Below are 16,363 nucleotides of genomic sequence, written 5' to 3' on the forward strand. Positions count from 1 at the left end.
GATCTAGCCCTGCCCGTAGCCCCCCACGAAACTCGACTCAACAATCAACATCCAGCATCGCTTGGTGTATCAGGTGTTGCATGAAGAGCAGGCGGTAGAGGTGCTCAGGCTCTGGTCGCACTACGAATAACAGCGTCTTCGACAAATCGTCGACAGTTCATAGCCCAGACAAGCAAGAGCCCTGAAACTCTTATGTTTTCGGGGCTTTTTGCATTGAGGTCTGGCGGCGAAGGAGGGATTCGAACCCTTACAGATATACATCGAGACCGCTCAGGGCCGCTGTTTTCCAACACTGCAGTCTGCCTATGCGGTCAGTAGCGGTGTAAAGAGGCAGGGTTTTGCCCCAAATCTGCCCCAAACCAGCAGGCATAAATCATGGGCAATATCCTCTCATTTCTTGACTGTTGGCAAAGCCGTTGCTTGACCACGCTGAAAGGCCCACTGGCTCTTCACTCCCCGGATCGCACCAAGCAACGGAGCAAAAAAGATGGCCGGTGCCTGTGCAGCTGCAACCTTAAACTCACAGAAAAAGCCTTTCATCTGGGCTCTCCTATCTTGGGTGGAGGTGTCTTGAGTTTTACATAACTGTAGCCATGCCACTACAGCTGGCATTAAGGGTACGCCCCAAGCCCTGAGCCCCGAGGTCGAAACCACCTCCCCGATCAGCACCTGCCTCCCCCTTGCACTATTCGGAATACATGGAGACTAGTCATTGTCACTAACGCAATGAGCCCCGGCAGTCGGGGCCAAGGGGAAAAAATGATCCTACTGACTGGGTTGATCTTGGCTATTCCCGGACTCATTTATTGGCTCTGGAAGCAAGAAAGCATCTATGCAAAACAGGCCCACCAGAAATGGCTGCGGTATCCCGATGTCGAGCTCTATCTGAGAAAAACCACGCCTGGCGGAAGAAAGTCTGGCCCCACCTGTCATCACTGTGGATCGCGCAGCATTCGTCAACTTGGCTGGGAAGAGAGACATGATGCTCGCCGCCTGCACAAATGTAATCAATGCAACACCTCGCTTTATCGCAGCTACCGCTAGACATACTCGTGCTCAATGCCTGTAGGTCAAAACTCTGTGCCACCGCCCTCGCGTATCAACCACATCGACATTCCACAGTGTGCAGCGACGGCCTTGCGGATGAACACTTGATTACTCGTCCGAGTTGCACTCCTGAATGCCTCTACCAGTTGGCAGGTAACCGGGGCGTGCCTATTGATCAGGCTCCGGTCAATAGCTCCTCATTACAAATTTCGAGGAAACCATGGAATTGCTCTATGTAATTATCGGCGTACCCACGTTCTTGCTGCTCACTGCGGCTATTGGGATACCTATTACCAAGCACCTTGATCGCAAGATGGCAGCCAAAATGGAGCATGTCATCTTCAAGGGAAAAATTCGCAAAAAACACTGAATAACAAGCGTGAGTCGACACCGGACAGATTGCGCCCCTGACAAGCAAGCACTGTGCTACTTCATTGCCCCTCTCGACTTGCAAATTTCAAAATTGCTGGAGACTGGAAATGCCAGATACCTCTGGCCCCCTTAATCGGGGATCATCAGTAGAGAAAACAGCATTATGAAGAACCTTATCAGCAAACTTGCCAGCCGTTTTTTCAGCACAAAATCTAGTAATGGCTACAAAACCATCATCTACCCAAAGCCAGGACATGCGCTGGTCATTCACGACATGCTGGATTTTTTCCCGCTAGTAGCCAATGAACATCTCGACCTACTGGCAGAGTTTTGGAGTATTGAAGAAATACCTGAAACCCACTCTGAACTCATTGAGTGGCCTACCCAAAATTTATCTTTTGAATGCTCCAGCCCCGATATCAATCCAGCCACCGGCTTCCCGATGCTGAATGACGTAATTGACGTAGCGGGAAATACTTTCGACATAGCTAGCCTCGACAACACTTTGGGCTCTGGCATTATCTGAAAAGCATTCGCTCATCATGTTCTGCCGTTTTCCAGAGCCGCCCTCTAATGCCAACTAATAACTAACTTACATAGAGACCGGGATACCCGTCATCGCAGTTAATAGGCGGAAGTAAGCGCCTGCTTTGAGTACCCGCCTCCTACGACTACAGACAATGTGTAGAGCGCCCCTGAACACTCATCTCTATATTAAGGAAACCCAATGACAATCAAGCTCGCCAGCGCCACAGTGGCACTCATATCCCTCTCCGGCTGCGTCACTAACTATATTCCTCTACCAGGTGAGTCACGCATCGATTACAAAGGTACCGTGGTTGGCTACCACCAGCCGAGCTTCGGTACCCTGTTTTACGCTAACAAGCAAAGTCAGGATCTTTCACTGCACAAGGATCAAACTGCGATGGTGATGGCATTGCACGGCTACCCCAGCCTGCAAGCAATGCCACAGGGGCACTTCACCGTAGCAGCGGCTAACGGGGCAAGCGCCGAACACGCCGAGATGTATCGCAACATGCCGCCTGCAACAACTGTTGCAACGGCGATGCAGTATGGTAAGTCCATCTCGGGAAATTTGGCGGATTTAGCTGTCGGTCAAGGTGGCATGTCGACATTAGCCCTCGCCGGCGCCCTTGCTGGGCCTGATAATTCCCAAAAAGACCCGCGTTACTCCTTCTCCAGCATTCTGTGTTTCAAAACCGTCGAGGGCTACGACGCCGACCGCGCCATTCGAGCGTGCTGGGACGACATAGAGAACAGCATAACCGCATTACCACAATATCGAGAGCCAGTAGAAATCACCCGTACCTGGAACGTGTTTCTGAAAGTTCCTACACCGAAAGGAGAGGAAGGACGTGTGCAAGCGCTGCTACAGCGCAGCCAGGCAGAATACGTAAAGGGCTTTGCACCCAAGCAGCTGGGCGGATACCCGGCACATATTTTTTCTGTGCAAGTCTCCTTTCGTACTCCCAAGGACGAGACGACTCGAACCACCCCAGAGCAGCTAAGCAAAGTGCTCGCCTCGAAAAAACCTACCAATCTGGTCTACCTGATTACCGAAAATCCGAAATGGAGCTTTACCGGTATCGGAGTTCCGGCCGGCCTAGTTTTTTAAGTCACGAGATGATGATCAGCCACCCGATCAATTGAACCTCCTCTTTTTGGCTGTAACCCGATACGGTCGCCTGTCCACTTCGGACCAAGTGCTCTCGGACAAAAGCAGGGCTCTCCGTCCGCTCGCTCCTGCCATTGGGAGCCTAAACCGACGAACGTCCGGACTGGGTCGAGAACAGCCCGTTGCTAACGGCTGCTAATGACCCAGACTGTGTAAACGTTGGCATCGACCTTGCTGTGATTTGATGAATTCGAAATCGGCGGGTGCGCCAATGAAGCGATTTATCCAGGGAGAGCACCGAGGGCAAAGCGCGCTGCTTGGTGCTTCTACTAGGGCTGCTAGGTAGGACTTTTCGCTGGGAAGTTTTACTTCCTCTAGCGCATCGACGATGGAGCCCACCTCCTGCCGATTTTTCAGTAAATACGCTTGTACGGGTTTACGGAGCAGCAGTTGGCTATTGCCTCTGGGTTTTTAGCCGTTGATGTAGGGAAGCCCCAGTGCATCGAGCACAGCGCTAATGTTCTGGTGATTGAGCTCGACTGAGGATTTGCTCCGGCCGCTCAACAATCGTCGCAGTGCTTGGTTGTGTTCACTCTTATTGAACGGAAGGCCCGCGGCTTCAGCGCTTACCCGGCTCACCGCTGCCGAAGCCACGGCACCGTACGCGACAGCCGAATGCCCTCAACTTCGACATCCACACCTTGCTCTACCAGTTGGTCGGCGTCGACCTTACCCAGAACCGTGGCATTGGGCCCTACTTGGCGTTGCGTTTGATCGCCGAGTGTGGCACCGACTTGAGTCGCTGGAGTACCGCCCGACAGACCACCTTGAAAAGGCTAAACTTGGGCAGTTGCTGGACGCATATCTGCGTTTACGAGAAATAACTCAAAATGCAAATATCAATAGCTCGTTTTCTAGTACTGTTCTGCCTGCCACTGTGCATAAACCCCTGCCATGCCGAAGTCCTCACCTGGGCGCTGATACCGCTACCGGGCGCGGTTATGGTGCAACTCGACGAACCCGGTGAGGGCTTCGTTCTCGACGCCCAGCGCTTGCTCGAGCGGGAGCTTCCCGAGTTAACGCACCAGCATCGCGCCAGCAGCGTGAGGCGCCTCGAACGGGAACTTGCCAGCGGAAGTCCGATATGTTCAATGACCATGCTGAGACGCCGCGAGCGAGACGACGTGGGCTATTTCATTGAGTACCTGCCGGTGCCGCCAATGGAGCTCGTTATCCGGTTGGAGAGCCTGCCTGAGTCAGCAATCGAGAACGGCAAGATCAGTCTGCTAAAGCTGCTGGATCTGCCTTTGCGGGGAGGTATCTCACCCACCCGTGCCTACCCGCTTGAATTGCAGGATCTGATCAAAGCCGGTGTTACCAAGGGCAGCATCGAAATCCTCGGCAGCCCCTCATTGAACGTAAACCTGATGGCTATGATCAGCCATCGACGTTTGGACTACACCTTTGAGTTCCCGGTGATCACCGAGCAGTACAGCCGAATCGCGCCGCTGTCAGAGCCACTGGTCAGCCTGCCCATGGCGGAGAGCCAGACACTCATTACCGCTGGCCTGTACTGCCCGCGTACTGCGTGGGGAAGGACCATGGCTGCGCGCATTGATGCAGCCGCGCGACGCTTGGCGCAGGCGCCCGATATCCTGTTGACGTTGTACAGCGTCAGCCAGCGCGCAATTTACGAACAACAGTTGCGCGACTATTTTCGCGCCCGCGCCACAGTACAGTTTCCGGGTGTAGAGCCACCTCTTCAAGTAGACCCTCCTCTGACAGCCGCTCCGAGTTCCACTGCCCCTTAGGGGCACTCTGAAAGACACTTCCCGAATCTGGTGAAATACGTCGATCCCACCACCCGAGTTCCTCGTGGCCGCCCCGCCTATTCGCTGCTGGCCATGCTGCGTATTCATCTGATGCAGAACTGATTCGGCTACACCGCCCTAGCCGATCCCGCCTAAGTGCGGGTGACGAGCCTGTTACCAGACGCCCTGCTTCCACTTCGGAAAGAAATGGTCGCCGGAGATTGGGGCGCGCGTACCCGACCACAGAGGACTCCATGGTTAGGCATGTTACTGCTTCATGTAGTAGCCCACAGCCACCAAGTAATGGCCGACCCGGCGGATAAACGCGCGCTTGGGTTCAAGTTGCAGGGTCACCGGGTTGCGCCACAGGTAATCGTATTCACCCATTCCCTTCTGCTCGGCTATGTCGAGCATCGCCTGACCGATGCGCTTGCCATCCGGCGTGGCCAGAGTAGCAAAGTCGCTGCCCACCAGGCGCTGGTTATAACCGTGGGCAACGAAGCGTTTGCTCTGCAGATCCACGGCAAACACGTAGAGATCATCCTGCAGGTAGTGCTTGTCATGGGCGTTGATAGCATCCAGGGTTTCCTGCGGCTGGCGTGCGATCGCCTGGGAGGCTCGTTCGAGGAGTTGCTGCGCCTGGCCGGCTTCCGCGCGCGCCATGTAGTAACCGACGCCAAGGATGTGGTCGCCGACGCGTTGGAAAAACGAATGCTTGCGCGCAACCACGCCGCCGAGACTCCAGTCGGTAAAGGGATACTCCAGTTCCGCCACCTCCGCCTCGCCGCCCTCCTCGGCCAGGCGCAGAAGCCTGGCACGATCCGCTTCGCCGACGACCACGCCGATATCCTGGCCCAGCAACATCAGGGAGGGGCCGCCGCTGGCGACCAAAGTGCCCTGGCGGTCGACAACGAAGACATACAGATTACCGACGGTGAACGGCCCCTCGCGACTGAACGCCGCCAGCGCCTGGTCGCCCTCCTGTCGGTAATAGGCCACCGCCTTTTCCAGCAGACTTCGAGCTTCCTGCTCATCTGCGCTGTAGCGTGAACTGGCAGTTGCTGGCGCTGGACTCTCTGCTGCCACGCCCAGTATCGGCAGAGCCAACACGGCCAGTAGAGTGCTCATGCGAATCAAATCGAACATGTGGCCTCCTCGTTTCAGCGTTGCTTGTTGCTTCGAGTCGTCAGCGCCGTGGCTCATGCCTCAGCCCTGTGATCCAGCCTCGACCAGTGCGGTTTCGCGGATCAGCTTTTTGTTGATCTTGCCGACGCTAGTCTTGGGAATGTCGGTGACGAAGCGGATCGTCCGGGGAATCGCCCATTTGTTGATCCGTCCGCTTTCGACGAATTGCAACAGGTGCGCTTCAATCGCCTGGCGGTCGAGGTTTTCGCCCAGTTTGCAGACCACCAACGCCATGGGGCGTTCCCCCCACTGCTCGTCGGGAATCCCCACCACCGCGACTGCATTAACCGACGCATGCGAGCTGATCAGGCTCTCCAGTTCCAGCGAACTGATCCACTCGCCACCGGTTTTGATCACGTCCTTGATGCGGTCCTTGATCTCCACCACTCCGCGACCGTCGATCGAGGCCATATCTCCGGTGTGTAGCCAGCCGCCATCCCAGAGTTCGGCGCCCTTTTGCGGCTCGCCCAGATAGCCCTGGGTCAGCCAGGGGGCGCGCACCACGACCTCGCCCAGCGCCTCGCCATCGTGCGCCACGTCGTTGCCGCCGGCATCGACGATGCGCAGGTCGACCAACGGGATAGGTACGCCGGTCTTGATACGCAGGGGCAGCTGCTGGTCCATCGGCAATGCCAGTTCCTCCTCCCGCAGGTGGGTCATGCACAGCAGCGGGCAAGTCTCGGACATGCCGTAGCCAACATGCATGCGCATGCCCTTCCCGGCCGCTTGGCCGGCCAGGCCCAGTGTCACCGCGCTGCCTCCCAGGAGGATCTTCCAGCCGGCGAAATCGGTGCGCTGGCCTTCCTCGCATTCGAGGAGCATCTGCAGGATGGTTGGCACGCAGTGCGAGAAGCTCACTTTTTCCGCGCGGAACAGGCGGACCAGCATGTTCGGTTCATAACGACCCGGATACACCTGCTTGACGCCAAGCGTTGTCGCCACATAGGGCACGCCCCAGGCATGCACGTGGAACATCGGGGTGATCGGCATGTAGACGTCGTTGGAGCGCAGCAGCGGCTGGCCCTCATAGGCTGCGAAGGTACCCAGTTCATTGAGGGTATGCAGCACCAGTTGACGATGCGTGAAGTACACGCCCTTCGGGTTGCCGGTAGTGCCTGTGGTGTAGAACAGGGTGGCGACCGAGTTCTCGTCGAAATCGGGGAACTCGAAGCTGGCGTCGGCCTGGCTCAGCAACGCCTCGTACTCCCCCAGCAATGGCAACTCGGCGGGCTGGGCGACGCTGTCGCTCAGCTGAACATAGCCCTTGACGGTGGGCAGCTCAGCGTGGATCTGCGTCAGCAGCGGCAGGAAGTCGTCATGCACCAGGACATAATCATCCTTGGCATGGTTCATGGTGTAGACGACCTGCTCCGGCGACAGGCGGATATTCACGGTGTGCAGCACCGCCCCAAGCATCGGCACGGCAAAGAAGCACTCCAGCGAGCGATGACTGTCCCAGTCCAGCAGGGCCACCGTGTCGCCGGCCTTTACCCCCGCCGCCGTCAGTGCATTGGCCAGGCGCTGGATGCGCTCGTTGAGGGTGCGGTAGTTGTAGCGCAGCTTATCGGCGTAGACGATTTCCTGATCGGGCTGGTATCGCACGCCTGACAACAGCAGGCGCTTGATCAGCAGCGGATAGTCGTATGCGCCTGGCGCCGGCGGAATTATTTTTGTCTTCGCCATGATCATTTTCCCAACTTTGGTCTTCTGATTTTTTGGTTATGCGAGCGCAGGGTACTCACGTACTTGCACACACAAGGCTCATCGCCGCGAAACGGCCGTCCGCTCAATAGGACAAACAGTAAATAGCCACCCTCCTGGCAGCTTTACATTCCGTGTCAAAAACTACTCATTTAGTGACAAGCTCGCGCTGTTCCCACGAACGTTCCGAGGCGTTCTGAGCGAGAAAGCGCCGCCGAGAAAGGAAAGCCCCCGGCACTTGGCCGGGGCTTTTGCTTAACGCAAAGCGCTTAGAACTGCGCGGCGTCCAGCAGGTACAGGCTCTCGCTGCCGGCCTTGACCGAGGCGCTGAGCGAGTGGATGCGCGGCAGGATGCGGGCGAAGTAGAAGCGCGCGGTGCCCAGCTTGCTGGCGTAGAAGTCGTCCTGGCCTTCCTTGCCCAGGGCGGCGCGTGCCATCAGCGCCCACATGTAGGCGTAGGCGGTGTAGCCGAACACCTGCAGGTACTCGACCGAGGCGGCGCCGATCTCGTTGGGGTTGGCCTTGGCCCGCTCCAGCAGGTCGGCGGTCATCTGCTCGAGGTTGGCGATAGCGGCTTTCAGCGGCTCGGTGAACTCCGCCAGGCTGCTGTCGGCCGAATCGGTGAAGACCTTGATCTCTTCGGCGAAGTGCTTGTAGAAGGCGCCGCCGCTACCGATCACCTTGCGCCCGACCAGGTCGAGGGCCTGGATGCCGTTGGTGCCCTCGTAGATCTGGGTGATGCGGCAGTCGCGCACCAGCTGCTCCTGGCCCCACTCGCGGATGAAGCCGTGGCCGCCGAACACCTGCTGCCCGTGGAGGGTGGTTTCCAGGCCCATGTCGGTGAGGAAGGCCTTGGCCACCGGGGTCAGCAGGGCGACCAGCTCCTCGGCGCGCTTGCGGGTTACCGGGTCCTCGCTGAACTTGGCGGTGTCGAGTTGCATGGCGACGTAGCTGGAGAAGGCGCGGCCGCCTTCGTTCAGCGCCTTCATGGTCAGCAGCATGCGGCGCACGTCCGGATGGACGATGATCGGGTCGGCGGCCTTGTCCTTGGCCTGCGGGCCGGTCGGCGCGCGGCTCTGGATGCGCTCACGGGCGTATTCGATGGCGCTCTGGTAGGAACGCTCGCCGGTGGCCAGGCCCTGGATGCCGACGCCCAGGCGCTCGTAGTTCATCATGGTGAACATGGCCGCCAGGCCCTTGTTCGGCGCATCGACGATCCAGCCGGTGGCGCCGTCGAAGTTCATCACGCAGGTGGCCGAGGCCTTGATGCCCATCTTGTGCTCGATCGAGCCACAGGACAGCGCGTTGTGCTCGCCCAGCGAGCCGTCGGCATTGACCATGAACTTGGGCACCAGAAACAGCGAGATGCCCTTGGGCCCGGCCGGCGCGTCCGGCAGCTTGGCCAGCACCAGGTGGATGATGTTCTCGGTCAGGTCGTGCTCGCCGCCGGTGATGAAGATCTTGGTGCCGCTGATCTTGTAGCTGCCGTCGGCCTGGGGTTCGGCCTTGGTGCGAATGATGCCCAGGTCGGTACCGGCGTGGGGCTCGGTCAAACACATGGAGCCGGCCCAGGTGCCGGCATACATGTTCGGCAGGTACTTTTCCTTCAGCTCTTCGCTGGCGTGGGCGTTGATCGACAGGCAGGCGCCGGCGGTCAGCATCGGGTACAGACCGAACGACAGGTTGGCCGAGTTGACCATTTCCTCGACCTGGGCCGAGATCACCTTGGGCATGCCCATGCCGCCGAACACCGGATCACCGCCGACGCCGACCCAGCCGCCCTCGGCGTAGGTCTGGTAGGCCTCGGGGAAGCCGGCCGGGGTCTTGACCTTGCCGTTGTCCCAGCTGCAGCCTTCCTCGTCGCCGCTGCGGTTGAGCGGCGCGATCACTCCGGCGGTGACCTTGCCGGCTTCCTCGAGGATGGCATTGGCGGTGTCTTCGTCCACCACTTCGGCCAGGGCAGGCAATTGGCTCCACAGCTTGGAGACTTCGAACACTTCATTGAGCACGAAGCGCATGTCGCGCAGGGGGGCTTGGTAGTCAGCCATGATTGAATCTCTCTGGTAAAAAGGGCGGTGGCCCAATGGAAGGAGGGTTCAGGCTTGCTGGGCAGCAGCAACGGCTTGCAATGCCACGACGATTGAGCCGTTACGACCTGCCGCTGGTAGCACGCCAGACAAAGCTCCCATGACCATGTCATGGGTCAGGGCCAGCCTTTGTGTGGTGTCCAGTTCGCTGGCAGCGCCGGAGATCGACAGGCTGTTGAGCCAGGTCACGGTGGCCTCCACACAGGCCCTGAGCACCGTCTCGGGTGCTTGAGCGCCAGCTGCACGCAGGCGAGACAAGAGTTCGCTTTCATACTGCTCGCGCATCTGGCGAATCTGCTGGTAGTGCGCCGGCGACAAGTTGCGCAGCTCCTGTTCAGCCATGAGGAAATGCAAGCTGCGCCGCTCATGCAGTGCGATATGCGCCCGCAGCAGGCCTTCCAGGCGCTGCGTGGCCGAGCCCGCGCGGGTCAGCGTCGCCGCGTCGTGCAGGTCCTCATAGAGCTCCTCGATCAGTTCGAAGAGCATTTGCTCCTTGCTAACGAAATGGTGGTAGAACGAGCCGGCGCCAATTCCCAGGCGCAGGGCCAGTTCGCGCATGCCGACCTGAGAGAACCCACGTTCGGCGAACAGCTCCAGGGCCTTGCTGCGAATCTGCTCGATCCGCGCCAGCGACGCATCATCTGTCCGATCGGGACAGTCGTGACTGGTTTTGCGCTTGGTATTCATGACGATGGACTCCTTGGCGCACCCGACAGCGCTCAGTACCCGGCAACGGATCAGGGATAGCGATGAAAGCCTTCGCCGCTCTTGCGGCCGAGGCGACCGGCCGCCACCAACTCGCGCAGCAGCGGCGCCGGGCGGTACTTGGGATCGCCGAACTCACGCTGGAATGCTTCCAGAATCGCCAGCAGGGTATCCAGGCCGATCAGGTCGGCCAGCGCCAGCGGCCCCATGGGCTGGCCACACCCCAGCTTCATGCCGGTGTCGATATCCTCGGCGCTGGCCAAGCCCTCCTGCAGGACGAAGATGGCCTCGTTGATCATCGGTACCAGGATGCGATTGACCACAAATCCCGGACGATTACCGGCGCTGATGGCGACCTTGCCGATGCGCTCGGCGAAGGCCAGGGTATGCGCCTGGCAGCTATCGCTGGTCTGCACACCGCGGATCACCTCCACCAGCGCCATCAGCGGCACCGGGTTGAAAAAGTGCAGACCGATGCACCGCTCTGGGTGGCTGACCCGCGCAGCGAGCTGACTGATCGACAGCGACGAGGTGTTGCTGGCGATGATCGCCTGGGCATCGACTTGGGCACTGAGCTGTTCGAGGATGCGCAGCTTGAGTTCGAGATTCTCGGTGGCCGCCTCGATCACCAGGCTGGCACTGGCCAGACTGGTGTAATCGGTCGAGGTGCTGATCCGTTCCAGGCTCGACTCACGCTGCTCGGCCCTCAGCATGCCCTTCTGCACCTGCCTTTCCAGGCCGTCGGCGATGACGCTGCGGGCTTCGTCCAGCGCCACCACGGCGACGTCCACCAGGGTCACCTGGAAACCGGCCAGGGCGCACACCTGGGCGATGCCGCTACCCATGATCCCGGCGCCGACCACGCCAATCCTTTCCTGATGCATGCTGTTCACCTGTCAGTGCCGTTCAGACGCGTTCAAAGATTGCCGCGATGCCCTGGCCACCGCCGATGCACATGGTCGCCAAGGCGTAGCGGCCCTGGATACGCTGCAGTTCGTGAATAGCCTTGGTGACGATGACCGCTCCAGAGGCGCCGACCGGATGGCCAAGGGAAATTCCCGATCCATTGGGATTGACCTTGGCCGGGTCGAAGTCCAGTTCGCGGGATACCGCACAGGCTTGAGCAGCAAAGGCTTCATTGGACTCGATGACATCTAGGTCGGAAACCTTCAGGCCTGCGCGCTGCAGGGCCAGACGGGTCGCCGGAATTGGTCCCAGGCCCATCAGCTCCGGCTCTACGCCGGCATGGGCGTAGCTCACCAAGCGCGCCAGAGGGCGCAGCCCGTCGCGCTGGACCGCAGTCGCGCTGGCCATGACCACCGCGGCGGCGCCGTCATTGAGTCCCGAGGCGTTGCCGGCGGTTACCGTACCGTCCCGCTTAAATGCCGTGCGCATCTGCGCCAACTGTTCCAGAGTGGTCTCCCCGCGTACATGCTCGTCGACCTCGAACAAATGCACGCCTTTGCGGGTCTTCAGTTCGACCGGGACGATCTGGCCGAGAAAACGTCCCTCGGCAATGGCCCGAGCCGCTCGCTGCTGGCTCTCCAGGGCCAGTGCATCTTGAGTCTCGCGGCTGATGCCCATGCGCTCGGCGATGTTCTCCGCGGTGACCCCCATGTGAATATTGTGGAAGGGGTCATGCAGGATGCCGAGCATGTAGTCGACGGCTTTCATATCGCCCATGCGCCCCCCCCAGCGGGCGCCGGGCAACAGATAGGCACCGCGGCTCATGGATTCGGCGCCCGCACCAACGGCGATGTCGCAGTCGCCCAGCCGCAAGCTCTGTGCCGCCGACACGATGGCCTGCAGCCCGGAACCGCAGAGGCGGTTGACGTTGAAGGCCGGGCTTTCCTTGGGAATGCCCGCGTTGACGGCCGCCACTCGGGAGAGATAGGCATCCTGCGGCTCGCTGGGAATGACCGTGCCCATCACCAGGTGCCCCACCCGAGAGGCGTCGCAGCCGCTGCGGTGCAGAGCGGCCTTGACCGCGGTGGTGGCCAGATCGGCCAGCGCTACATCCTTGAGCGAGCCGCCGAAGGAGCCGATCGCGGTTCTGGCGGCGCTAACGATGAAAACATCAGGATTGGACATGGGAGACTCCTAGGGCGCTGGCATCTTGAGGATGCAAGAGAAGGATGGGTGCAAGACCGTCACAGCGCGTTAGACTAGGGAGCGACGCGCCCCCTGCCTATGCCGAAAATGACCGCTTTGCCTGATGCTTTTTGCAACCCCGATTACAACCCGCAACGAGCGAGTGCCATGCAGGAAAAGGACTCGGTGGCCATGTATTTTGTCCGGGCCGCCCTCTACGGGCTGCGTGATGACCCGCAGCGCCTTTCCCAGGTTCTGCTGCAGGCGGGCATCTCCGAGCCATTACTTTCAGCATCCAACACTCGCGTCCCCGCCACGCAATTCGCCGCTCTGTGGCTGGCTGTGGCACAAGAATTGGACGACGAGTTCCTTGGCTATGACTCGCACGGCATGCCTCAGGGTAGCTTCGCCCTGATATCCCGTGGCCTGATCCAGACGGACACCCTCGGTCAGGCCTTGCGTCAGTGCCTGAGCAGCTTGCGCCTGTTCATAAGAGACATTCAGGGCGAACTGTCGCTGCACGGAGATCGAGCGGTGATCCTTCTGCACAACCGACAGCAAGACCCGTTGGTGCGTAGCGTCGCCGAGGAAATCTATCTGAGCGCAGTACTGGGCCTGCTGTGTTGGCTGGCAGGACGGCGTATTCCCGTTGATCGCTCCCAGTTCGGTCATCCGCGACCTGAGCATGGCGATGACCATCTTTTCTGGGGGCCAAACCTTTCCTATGAGGCGAGCCACACCGAAATCGAGTTCGCCGCCAATTATCTACAATTGCCGGTGGTGCAGGATTTACCGGCGCTGAAAAGTTTTTTGCGCACCTCACCGCAATGGCTGATCGTCCGTTTCAGCAATCGCCAGGGACTCAGTGCCTGGGTGTACAAGGCGCTGCGACATTGCAGCTACGAGCAATGGCCGACCCTGCCCGAGTTGGCGGCCGAACGGACCACGAGTGTCGCCAGCTTCCGCCGCCAGTTGCAACGCGAGGGCTTCTCATTTCAGGAGTTGAAGAATGAAGTACGCCGTGCGATTGCCTTCGACTGCCTGCGCAACAGTGAGTTGAGTATCGCGTCGATTGCCGAGAAAGCAGGCTTCCGCGAGGCCAGCGCATTCCACCGGGCATTCAAGCAATGGACCGGCGACAGCCCCGGCAGCTATCGGATGAAATGGCGCAACAGCGACTAGGGATGGTCCGAAGTAGCCCCATATTTTTGCCTGACCTCAGTACCTGCTGATTCTTGAAAGAGGCCAACCGATCCCAAGCACTCAGATCATCCGATCTTTCCAAGCTTTTTAGCCGTCTCGAGCACCTGGCGGCGGGCATTTGCCTCAATACAGGCTTACCTCTCCTGCGGCGTTCAGAAAATGCCGGCGCGCCATCCACAGGTTCGACAAGGCGAACAGTGTCACCAGTTGCGCTGGTGTAATTAACCAGCCCGCGGATACATGCTTGGAAAATGGGGTAGAACCCCAAAGCTACAACGGATTCAAAACGCCGCTGAAAGCTGAATCACTGGCCGGATAAACCTATACCAATGTTCAGAATTCATTGACCACAACACTGCAGGCAGAACAACAGGCCGCAATCAAGAGAGTTGTTGACACATTTCCCTCTTCCGAAAGCCGGCAGGCATTTTTCCTCCCCGTATCAGACGCCTCCCCCAACATCCCTAGGCTTTGCCCTTGGCTCATCTCGGCCGATGCAAGGCAAGGACTCGCGCACCCCCTTCCAACCACGATTGTCAACAGTGTTTCAAATAATTGATTGACGCAACCGTTTTTGCTGCGTATTTTTCGCAAAACATCAGAATGTGTCGACAATCTTCTAGGCGGCATCGCGGATCGGCTCGGTAGCCGACGGATCGGATCTGACCATCAGGTGGCGCTGGCAGACAGAACGGTCCCCATGAGCAGATTCGGCGAGTCACAAGCATGTAGTCATGATTAAAAGCTTGAGTGGGCCACCCCGCTTCACGTTTCAACGCACCATCTATCGCCCCTACCAAGGGCACCCAGCAGTCAGTCAAACCCCGAGGTGAGTCATGAGTCAGCTTTCCAGTCAGCGCAGCCCCGGCCAGCGTTTTCGCGATGCGGTTGCCGCCGAACATCCCCTGCAGGTGGTCGGCGCGATCAATGCCAACCATGCGCTGCTGGCCCAGCGCGCCGGCTTCAAGGCCATCTACCTGTCCGGCGGCGGTGTCGCGGCAGGCTCCCTGGGCTTGCCGGACCTGGGCATCACCGGCCTGGATGACGTGCTCACCGACGTGCGGCGGATCACCGATGTGTGCGACCTGCCGCTGCTGGTGGACGTCGACACCGGCTTCGGCAGCTCGGCGTTCAACGTGGCGCGCACCGTCAAGTCGATGATCAAGTTCGGCGCCGCGGCCATCCATATCGAGGACCAGGTCGGCGCCAAGCGCTGCGGTCATCGGCCGAACAAGGAAATCGTTACCCAACAGGAGATGGTCGACCGGATTAAGGCGGCGGTGGATGCGCGCACCGACGACAGCTTCGTGATCATGGCGCGCACCGACGCGCTGGCGGTCGAGGGCCTGGAGTCCGCCCTGGATCGCGCCGAAGCCTGCATCGAGGCGGGTGCCGACATGATCTTCCCGGAAGCGATCACCGAGCTGGCGATGTACAAGACCTTCGCCGACCGCATCAAGGCGCCGATCCTGGCCAACATCACCGAGTTCGGCGCCACCCCGCTGTACACCACCGAGGCGCTGGCCGGCGTCGACGTGTCCCTGGTGCTGTACCCGCTTTCGGCGTTCCGTGCCATGAACAAGGCCGCCGAGAACGTCTACACCGCGCTGCGCCGCGACGGCACCCAGAAGAACGTGATCGACACCATGCAGACCCGCATGGAGCTCTACGATCGCATCAACTACCACGCCTTCGAACAGCACCTCGACGCGCTGTTTGCCGCCAAGAAATAAGCGGCCCGCAGACGGCCCCGTAACGGTATTGATAAGGAGACAGAATGATGAGCACTACCCCAGAGACTGCCACCCCGACTTTCAAGCCGAAGAAGTCGGTGGCCCTGAGTGGCACTGCCGCCGGCAATACCGCGCTGTGCACCGTCGGCCGCACCGGCAACGACCTGCACTACCGTGGTTATGACGTTCTCGACTTTGCCAACCACTGTGAGTTCGAGGAAATCGCTCACCTGCTGGTGCACGGCAAGCTGCCCAACGTCGCCGAGCTGACGGCCTACAAAACCAAGCTCAAGGCCCTGCGCGGCCTGCCTGCGGCGCTGAAGGCGGCGCTGGAGCAGCTGCCGCCGTCGGCCCATCCGATGGACGTGATGCGCACCGGCGTCTCCGTGCTCGGCTGCCTGTCGCCGGAGAAGGACGACCACAACCACCCGGGCGCCCGCGACATCGCCGACAAGCTGATGGCCTCGCTGGGCTCGATGCTGCTGTACTGGTACCACTTCAGCCATAACGGCAAGCGCATCGAGGTGGAGACCGACGACGACTCCATCGGTGGCCACTTCCTCCACCTGCTGCACGGCGAGAAGCCGCGTGCCTCCTGGGTGCGTGCCATGCATACCTCGCTGAACCTCTACGCCGAGCACGAGTTCAACGCCTCCACCTTCACTTCGCGGGTGATCGCCGGTACCGGCTCGGACATGTACAGCTGCATCGCCGGCGCCATCGGCGCGCTGCGCGGGCCCAAGCATGGCGGTGCCAACGAGGTGGCCTTCGAGATCCAGAAGCGCTACGACA

15 protein-coding genes and 2 pseudogenes are annotated in these 16,363 nt (G+C 59.8%); 10 read left to right on the forward strand and 7 right to left on the reverse strand.

Going from position 1 to position 16,363, the window contains the following annotated elements; all coding sequences use genetic code 11:
- Positions 1–43: 43 nt before the first annotated feature.
- Positions 44–130, forward strand: a pseudogene (locus AB5S05_RS20385) (Txe/YoeB family addiction module toxin); the annotation flags it as partial.
- A gap of 260 nt (positions 131–390) precedes the next feature.
- On the opposite strand, the gene AB5S05_RS20390 reads toward AB5S05_RS20385, so the two are convergent.
- Positions 391–540: a hypothetical protein gene (locus AB5S05_RS20390; protein WP_369289355.1), complete on the reverse strand. Its 150-nt coding sequence runs from the start codon at positions 538–540 to the stop codon at positions 391–393.
- Positions 541–759: 219 nt separating this feature from the next.
- Between AB5S05_RS20390 and AB5S05_RS20395 the strand changes: the two genes are divergently transcribed.
- The 6 genes and pseudogenes from AB5S05_RS20395 (at position 760) to AB5S05_RS20420 (ending at position 4,866) form a co-directional block, all read left to right on the forward strand.
- Positions 760–1,044 (forward strand): hypothetical protein, encoded by a 285-nt coding sequence (locus AB5S05_RS20395; protein WP_369289356.1) that lies wholly within the window; start codon positions 760–762, stop codon positions 1,042–1,044.
- Positions 1,045–1,267: 223 nt separating this feature from the next.
- Positions 1,268–1,417, forward strand: a complete 150-nt coding sequence (locus AB5S05_RS20400; RefSeq protein ID WP_369289357.1) for a hypothetical protein — start codon at positions 1,268–1,270, stop codon at positions 1,415–1,417.
- 165 nt (positions 1,418–1,582) lie between these two features.
- Complete coding sequence (locus AB5S05_RS20405) at positions 1,583–1,945, forward strand: hypothetical protein (RefSeq protein ID WP_369289358.1); 363 nt, start codon at positions 1,583–1,585, stop codon at positions 1,943–1,945.
- 201 nt (positions 1,946–2,146) lie between these two features.
- Positions 2,147–3,055 (forward strand): hypothetical protein, encoded by a 909-nt coding sequence (locus AB5S05_RS20410; RefSeq protein WP_369289359.1) that lies wholly within the window; start codon positions 2,147–2,149, stop codon positions 3,053–3,055.
- A gap of 629 nt (positions 3,056–3,684) precedes the next feature.
- Positions 3,685–3,882 (forward strand): annotated as a pseudogene (locus AB5S05_RS22270) (IS110 family transposase); the annotation flags it as partial.
- Positions 3,883–4,056: 174 nt separating this feature from the next.
- The gene (locus tag AB5S05_RS20420) at positions 4,057–4,866 is read left to right on the forward strand and encodes a hypothetical protein (protein WP_369289360.1); all 810 of its coding nucleotides are present in this window, start codon (positions 4,057–4,059) and stop codon (positions 4,864–4,866) included.
- 267 nt (positions 4,867–5,133) lie between these two features.
- Here the strand turns inward: AB5S05_RS20420 and AB5S05_RS20425 are convergent, their stop codons facing one another.
- The 6 genes from AB5S05_RS20425 to AB5S05_RS20450 form a co-directional block, all read right to left on the reverse strand.
- A complete protein-coding gene (locus tag AB5S05_RS20425; RefSeq protein WP_369289361.1) occupies positions 5,134–6,012 on the reverse strand; it encodes a cache domain-containing protein in 879 nt (292 codons plus the stop codon).
- A gap of 60 nt (positions 6,013–6,072) precedes the next feature.
- Complete coding sequence (locus tag AB5S05_RS20430) at positions 6,073–7,734, reverse strand: fatty acid--CoA ligase (RefSeq protein WP_369289362.1); 1,662 nt, start codon at positions 7,732–7,734, stop codon at positions 6,073–6,075.
- Between the two features lie 287 nt (positions 7,735–8,021).
- Complete coding sequence (locus AB5S05_RS20435) at positions 8,022–9,800, reverse strand: acyl-CoA dehydrogenase C-terminal domain-containing protein (protein ID WP_369289363.1); 1,779 nt, start codon at positions 9,798–9,800, stop codon at positions 8,022–8,024.
- A 48-nt stretch (positions 9,801–9,848) separates the two neighbouring features.
- The gene (locus AB5S05_RS20440; protein WP_369289364.1) at positions 9,849–10,526 is read right to left on the reverse strand and encodes a TetR/AcrR family transcriptional regulator; all 678 of its coding nucleotides are present in this window, start codon (positions 10,524–10,526) and stop codon (positions 9,849–9,851) included.
- Positions 10,527–10,576: 50 nt separating this feature from the next.
- Positions 10,577–11,428 carry a 3-hydroxybutyryl-CoA dehydrogenase gene (locus tag AB5S05_RS20445; protein ID WP_369289365.1) on the reverse strand — a complete coding sequence of 284 codons (852 nt, stop codon included), beginning with the start codon at positions 11,426–11,428 and terminating at the stop codon, positions 10,577–10,579.
- Between the two features lie 22 nt (positions 11,429–11,450).
- Complete coding sequence (locus AB5S05_RS20450) at positions 11,451–12,635, reverse strand: acetyl-CoA C-acyltransferase family protein (RefSeq protein WP_369289366.1); 1,185 nt, start codon at positions 12,633–12,635, stop codon at positions 11,451–11,453.
- A gap of 168 nt (positions 12,636–12,803) precedes the next feature.
- Here AB5S05_RS20450 and AB5S05_RS20455 point away from each other — a divergent pair, with 168 nt between their 5' ends.
- The 3 genes from AB5S05_RS20455 to AB5S05_RS20465 form a co-directional block, all read left to right on the forward strand.
- On the forward strand, positions 12,804–13,817 hold the full coding sequence (locus AB5S05_RS20455) for an AraC family transcriptional regulator (RefSeq protein ID WP_369289367.1): 1,014 nt from the start codon (positions 12,804–12,806) through the stop codon (positions 13,815–13,817).
- Between the two features lie 857 nt (positions 13,818–14,674).
- Positions 14,675–15,571, forward strand: coding sequence for a methylisocitrate lyase (gene prpB, locus AB5S05_RS20460; protein ID WP_369289368.1), 897 nt, complete (start codon positions 14,675–14,677; stop codon positions 15,569–15,571).
- A 47-nt stretch (positions 15,572–15,618) separates the two neighbouring features.
- On the forward strand, positions 15,619–16,363 hold a 745-nt coding region (locus AB5S05_RS20465), incomplete at its 3' end, for a citrate/2-methylcitrate synthase (RefSeq protein ID WP_369289369.1).

This window comes from Pseudomonas zhanjiangensis (genome assembly GCF_041027545.1).
Lineage (GTDB): Bacteria > Pseudomonadota > Gammaproteobacteria > Pseudomonadales > Pseudomonadaceae > Aquipseudomonas > Aquipseudomonas zhanjiangensis.

Bases quoted from the DNA above. Each gene is read 5' to 3' on its own strand.
- AB5S05_RS20390 (WP_369289355.1), bottom strand. From the start codon at position 540: ATGAAAGGCTTTTTCTGTGAGTTTAAGGTTGCAGCTGCACAGGCACCG.
- AB5S05_RS20395 (WP_369289356.1), top strand. From the start codon at position 760: ATGATCCTACTGACTGGGTTGATCTTGGCTATTCCCGGACTCATTTAT.
- AB5S05_RS20400 (WP_369289357.1), top strand. From the start codon at position 1,268: ATGGAATTGCTCTATGTAATTATCGGCGTACCCACGTTCTTGCTGCTC.
- AB5S05_RS20405 (WP_369289358.1), top strand. From the start codon at position 1,583: ATGAAGAACCTTATCAGCAAACTTGCCAGCCGTTTTTTCAGCACAAAA.
- AB5S05_RS20410 (WP_369289359.1), top strand. From the start codon at position 2,147: ATGACAATCAAGCTCGCCAGCGCCACAGTGGCACTCATATCCCTCTCC.
- AB5S05_RS20420 (WP_369289360.1), top strand. From the start codon at position 4,057: ATGGTGCAACTCGACGAACCCGGTGAGGGCTTCGTTCTCGACGCCCAG.
- AB5S05_RS20425 (WP_369289361.1), bottom strand. From the start codon at position 6,012: ATGTTCGATTTGATTCGCATGAGCACTCTACTGGCCGTGTTGGCTCTG.
- AB5S05_RS20430 (WP_369289362.1), bottom strand. From the start codon at position 7,734: ATGGCGAAGACAAAAATAATTCCGCCGGCGCCAGGCGCATACGACTAT.
- AB5S05_RS20435 (WP_369289363.1), bottom strand. From the start codon at position 9,800: ATGGCTGACTACCAAGCCCCCCTGCGCGACATGCGCTTCGTGCTCAAT.
- AB5S05_RS20440 (WP_369289364.1), bottom strand. From the start codon at position 10,526: ATGAATACCAAGCGCAAAACCAGTCACGACTGTCCCGATCGGACAGAT.
- AB5S05_RS20445 (WP_369289365.1), bottom strand. From the start codon at position 11,428: ATGCATCAGGAAAGGATTGGCGTGGTCGGCGCCGGGATCATGGGTAGC.
- AB5S05_RS20450 (WP_369289366.1), bottom strand. From the start codon at position 12,635: ATGTCCAATCCTGATGTTTTCATCGTTAGCGCCGCCAGAACCGCGATC.
- AB5S05_RS20455 (WP_369289367.1), top strand. From the start codon at position 12,804: ATGCAGGAAAAGGACTCGGTGGCCATGTATTTTGTCCGGGCCGCCCTC.
- prpB (WP_369289368.1), top strand. From the start codon at position 14,675: ATGAGTCAGCTTTCCAGTCAGCGCAGCCCCGGCCAGCGTTTTCGCGAT.